We start from the raw sequence: 3,985 nt of genomic DNA on the forward strand, positions 1-3,985 counted from the left end.
GTGCGAGTGCGGCGACAAGGCCGACACGGCAGCACACAGCTTCCAGTGGGTGATCGACAAGGCCGCTACCAAGGAGGCCACCGGCATCAAGCACGAGGAATGCACCGTTTGCGGCGCCAAGCGCAGCGAGAATACGGTCATCGACAAGCTCCCCGACGGCGGCAACACCAACAATACAGGCAGCAGTGATAATAACACCAATAAGCCAGGAAATGACGACTCCACCAAGTGTCCTCAGACCGGTGGCAGCAGCAACCACATCTGTTGGCTGGCTGCTCTGTACGTCAGCGGCGGCGTTCTGACTCTGCTGGGCGTAAGCGGCAAAAAGAGAAAGGAATCCTAGGTTAAATAAGCCGACGCTTCCGAAATCGAAATAGCCTAAACACAATAGGCGGTGACGGATCATTCCGCCACCGCCTATTTTCCTGAAAGCGAGTTTGCCAGCAAGTCCCTTTCCTAAAGGCGGCAAGCGACACCCACATTCTGACCATATATCCCCAACCGAACGGGGACGGCAATCTCCAGCGCTCTTTCTTTATGCCTTCGACAAAAATCAGAGCAAAGCTCAAAAATCTTTTAGAAAATTAAAAAACTTGGTTGTAGCCCCCTCAACTTTTCGGCATGGAAAGTGAGGGGGCTTTCTCTATAGCCTCCGCCCGTTCTTTGAAAACCGAATAGTACAGCGCATCCTTTTGTAGGGCATAATTTTTTTGTGCCTAAAAGCAAATTTACTCACTGTCAAAAGCTTGAACTCACTACAAATAAAAAAATGGTAACACCAGCAGGAAGTTATTTTCCTGCTAATGTTACCTCATTTACAAGTATCACAAGATTTAAAGGGGAAATGATAAAGACTTTGTAATGCTTATCGTAATTCTTGTAGCTTTACGCTTAATTCTTGTAAATGTTTTTTGGCTCTTTAGCTTGATAGCCACCATACATTGATGCACATCCGCAGGCAGCTATACCCATTCTCTTAGTTGCTCTGGCAATAAGGCTGGCAAGCAATTTCTTAAATGATCTCATTTTTATCACACCTCTTTTCTTTGATCTTCGCTGATATTATTAAAACTGCAATTAATAGATTTGTTAACAGGATCATAGATCCAACCATCTGATATCTATTGATAATCGCCCCGCCAAACAGATCAAGCAACAGAAAAACTATCATTCCCATCGCTTTGAACTTTGGCTTTTTATCTTTTTCTATAGGCTTATTTTTGTTCTCCACAGGGCAGAATACAAAAGCTATTATCTCTTCAAACACCACAAAGGCAACTATCACCCATATATTTATATATCCGCATACCTTGTCATTAAGAAAAGCTGTAGCAATAAATGTCGAACACATCAGCAGATTGCATCTGAAATATGTATCTGCATGATACCCTCCGGTAATAACCCTGACAGCAATAAACACTGCCAAATATATTACGCTTTCCAGCAAATGCCCCGTCAATGCTCCCATAAGCAATACAAGCACAATGTTTAACATTGATGAGATAGTTATTTCTATGCCATACCGATAAAAATCCTGTACCTCATCTGCTTTTCCGATAGCTTCCTGCTCGGTCAAAAAATTAAGTATACCCGATACAACAAGATCCATAAACTACCGCCTCGCTTTTGTCTTACCCTAATTTGAATTTTACTAGAATAACAGCAATATGTCAAGCTTTTTGGAATGAGTTGCAGGTTTTTGTCACGAAATGCAGCAACGGTCCGGAACAATTAGTTCAGGACCGTTGTATCTGCCATCAATGTTACCTGACAGCAAAACATTCCCTCCGACTCATAGAAATCGCATCTGCCATTATATTTTCTTGCTATCTCTCTGATTATTGAGGTCCCCAGACCATGCTGTTTTTTATCAGCCTTTGTGGTCGTAAGCCTTGGATTACTATCCATAACAGAATGATCTATTGAATTTTTTATCAAAAACGTATATGTATCCGTTTCTCGGTCGATCTTCAGATACAGAAATTTATTTGCGTCGTCGGCTATTTCCTTGCATGCCGTTATAGCATTCTCCAACGTGTTGCTCAACAGGTCGCAAAGGTCAGTTCCCTTTATTCCCTCAAAATCTGAAACTGTTATACATGATATTTTTATCCCCAAGGAAGAAGCCATCGTAAGCTTTGCGTTAACGATAGCATTTACAATATTATTTTTCGTTTTAACATAGGACTCCGACTTCCCGATAAGGTCAAAGCTTTCTGAGATAAATTTTCTCGTTTCATCTATTTTTGGGGCTTTCAACAGTTCATTAACCGTTTCATATTTGTCTTTTATATCATGCCTTAGTTTTCTCATGGCGTCATATTGCGACTCGGCGTTTCCGATAAACTGCTCAAGATACTGCTCTCTTAGTTTGACTATCTCCATTTCCTTGAGCTTCCGATTCTTTTTTATCAAAGAATTTATTATCCAGAATATAAGTATATTAAGAACAAAGACAAGCATATATGACAGATTTATATACAGCCTATGGCCATCGTCTGCCGAAAGGGACAGTTCATGTATTACCATAACGAGAGAAAACGAAATAATAAGCACTGCAATTATCGTAACCCAATCTGAAGCCGTATAATCATCTGTATGTTTAAAGGCCATCAGTATTAATCTAAATACAATGAATATAGAGATCTGGAGCATTATAAGCGTCACAAATCTAAGCAAGCTTTGTTCGACCACAAGCTCCCTGAGGGATATTTTAAAAAATGACGATACAGCATTTAGTTCCAATGACGTTATCAACAAGATCGCAACCTGCGAGAGGGATATGGAAAGAAATTTCTTTACTGCATTGTCACTAAAAAAGCAAAACGCAAAAACAAGCAGACTTGCCCAGTACAAAGCACTTCCAAAGCCCTCAAATACAGTGAAATAATTAAAAGCAGTGACCAGACAGCCTTCACAAACGGCAAATATAACAGCCCATATCTTAGCCCTTTCATGAGATCTTGGCGTAAGAAATCTATATATAAACCATGTTTCCAGACCGCCCTGATAAAAGTTTATCAAGATCTCAAATATCGTCCACAATGTAATAGTCATCACTTTCTCCTCAGATATTCAGTCAAAGCGTCGTCAACTGCATTCTTATATCCTCGGCTCATGGGAAGCTCTGAGCCGCTTTTGAAGATCACTGTTTCATTTGAACGGCTTATGTTAAAAACATATTTCAGATTGACGATATATTTTTTATGCACCCGTATAAAATCAAATTTACGATAAGCTTCTTCTATCTCGCCAATGCTATCTCTGACTGCAATAGTATCCTTATTATTTGCAAAATGATATATGATGCTGTGGCTATTGCTCTCTATATAAGTTACATCCCGAAGCTTTACAGAGATCCTTCCCTGCTCCCTATTCTCCAAAACCACTGTCTTTTCCTGCTTAAGTGCGTCCGTCAACTGTCCTGCTACCATATGGAGCCTATCATTCATAACATCGGCGTCAGGATCTTTGCAGATAAAATTCAGCGGTCTGAAATTAAAGCTGTCATAAACCAGCTCCTGATGACTTGTCACAAAGATCACGAAGCAATTACCATTCTGACCTAGCTGCCGCGCGACTTCAAAACCGGTCATTTCAGGCATATCAAGGTCAAGAAATATAGCCGCAAAAGGCTTTTTACCATGGCAGTAAAAAAAGCTCTCAGCTTTGGTAAACGTTTCTATTTCAGCTTTGACCGACCTTGATTCAAGTTCATTTGCCAGCATAGATTTAAAAAACTGAAGAAAAACAGCATTATCATCACAAACTGCGATCCGCATTTTTTCACGTCCTTTTATAACATAGTCTATGTACGATTTTATATTACCATAATTATACCATAAGGTCAAGCCATAAGGCGTTTCACAGCTTCCTGCGTCAAGACCACACCTTGCTGCAAACAAAAAAGGGCTGTTCTAACAGCCCTTCAGTCTGCCGCAAAAGTGTAAGACCAACGTCCCACTTATTTAGGACTTTTCCAGCT

Annotated in this window: 5 protein-coding genes and 1 pseudogene; 2 read left to right on the forward strand and 4 right to left on the reverse strand. The window is 40.5% G+C overall.

The window, feature by feature from the left end:
- Nucleotides 1–343, forward strand: a pseudogene (locus tag QVO88_RS03385) (hypothetical protein); the annotation flags it as partial.
- Nucleotides 344–891: 548 nt separating this feature from the next.
- On the opposite strand, the gene QVO88_RS03390 reads toward QVO88_RS03385, so the two are convergent.
- The 3 genes from QVO88_RS03390 to QVO88_RS03400 form a co-directional block, all read right to left on the reverse strand.
- Nucleotides 892–1,026: a hypothetical protein gene (locus tag QVO88_RS03390; protein ID WP_022287121.1), complete on the reverse strand. Its 135-nt coding sequence runs from the start codon at nucleotides 1,024–1,026 to the stop codon at nucleotides 892–894.
- Nucleotides 1,013–1,609: an accessory gene regulator B family protein gene (locus QVO88_RS03395; RefSeq protein ID WP_022287122.1), complete on the reverse strand. Its 597-nt coding sequence runs from the start codon at nucleotides 1,607–1,609 to the stop codon at nucleotides 1,013–1,015. Before QVO88_RS03395 ends, QVO88_RS03390 begins: the two co-directional genes overlap by 14 nt.
- A gap of 122 nt (nucleotides 1,610–1,731) precedes the next feature.
- On the reverse strand, nucleotides 1,732–2,529 hold the full coding sequence (locus QVO88_RS03400; protein ID WP_288177746.1) for an ATP-binding protein: 798 nt from the start codon (nucleotides 2,527–2,529) through the stop codon (nucleotides 1,732–1,734).
- Nucleotides 2,530–2,632: 103 nt separating this feature from the next.
- Between QVO88_RS03400 and QVO88_RS03405 the strand changes: the two genes are divergently transcribed.
- Nucleotides 2,633–2,890 (forward strand): hypothetical protein, encoded by a 258-nt coding sequence (locus QVO88_RS03405; protein ID WP_288177747.1) that lies wholly within the window; start codon nucleotides 2,633–2,635, stop codon nucleotides 2,888–2,890.
- Nucleotides 2,891–3,056: 166 nt separating this feature from the next.
- Here the strand turns inward: QVO88_RS03405 and QVO88_RS03410 are convergent, their stop codons facing one another.
- Nucleotides 3,057–3,905, reverse strand: coding sequence for a LytTR family DNA-binding domain-containing protein (locus tag QVO88_RS03410; protein ID WP_265291093.1), 849 nt, complete (start codon nucleotides 3,903–3,905; stop codon nucleotides 3,057–3,059).
- Nucleotides 3,906–3,985 lie beyond the last annotated feature (80 nt).

It is taken from the genome of Ruminococcus sp. CAG:57 (assembly GCF_000435935.1).
In the GTDB taxonomy this organism is placed as follows: domain Bacteria; phylum Bacillota; class Clostridia; order Oscillospirales; family Ruminococcaceae; genus Hominimerdicola; species Hominimerdicola aceti.

What these genes read in the sequence shown, in the direction of transcription:
- QVO88_RS03390 (WP_022287121.1), bottom strand. Translation starts at nt 1,026, where the DNA reads ATGAGATCATTTAAGAAATTGCTTGCCAGCCTTATTGCCAGAGCAACT.
- QVO88_RS03395 (WP_022287122.1), bottom strand. Translation starts at nt 1,609, where the DNA reads ATGGATCTTGTTGTATCGGGTATACTTAATTTTTTGACCGAGCAGGAA.
- QVO88_RS03400 (WP_288177746.1), bottom strand. Translation starts at nt 2,529, where the DNA reads ATGGTAATACATGAACTGTCCCTTTCGGCAGACGATGGCCATAGGCTG.
- QVO88_RS03405 (WP_288177747.1), top strand. Translation starts at nt 2,633, where the DNA reads ATGAATATAGAGATCTGGAGCATTATAAGCGTCACAAATCTAAGCAAG.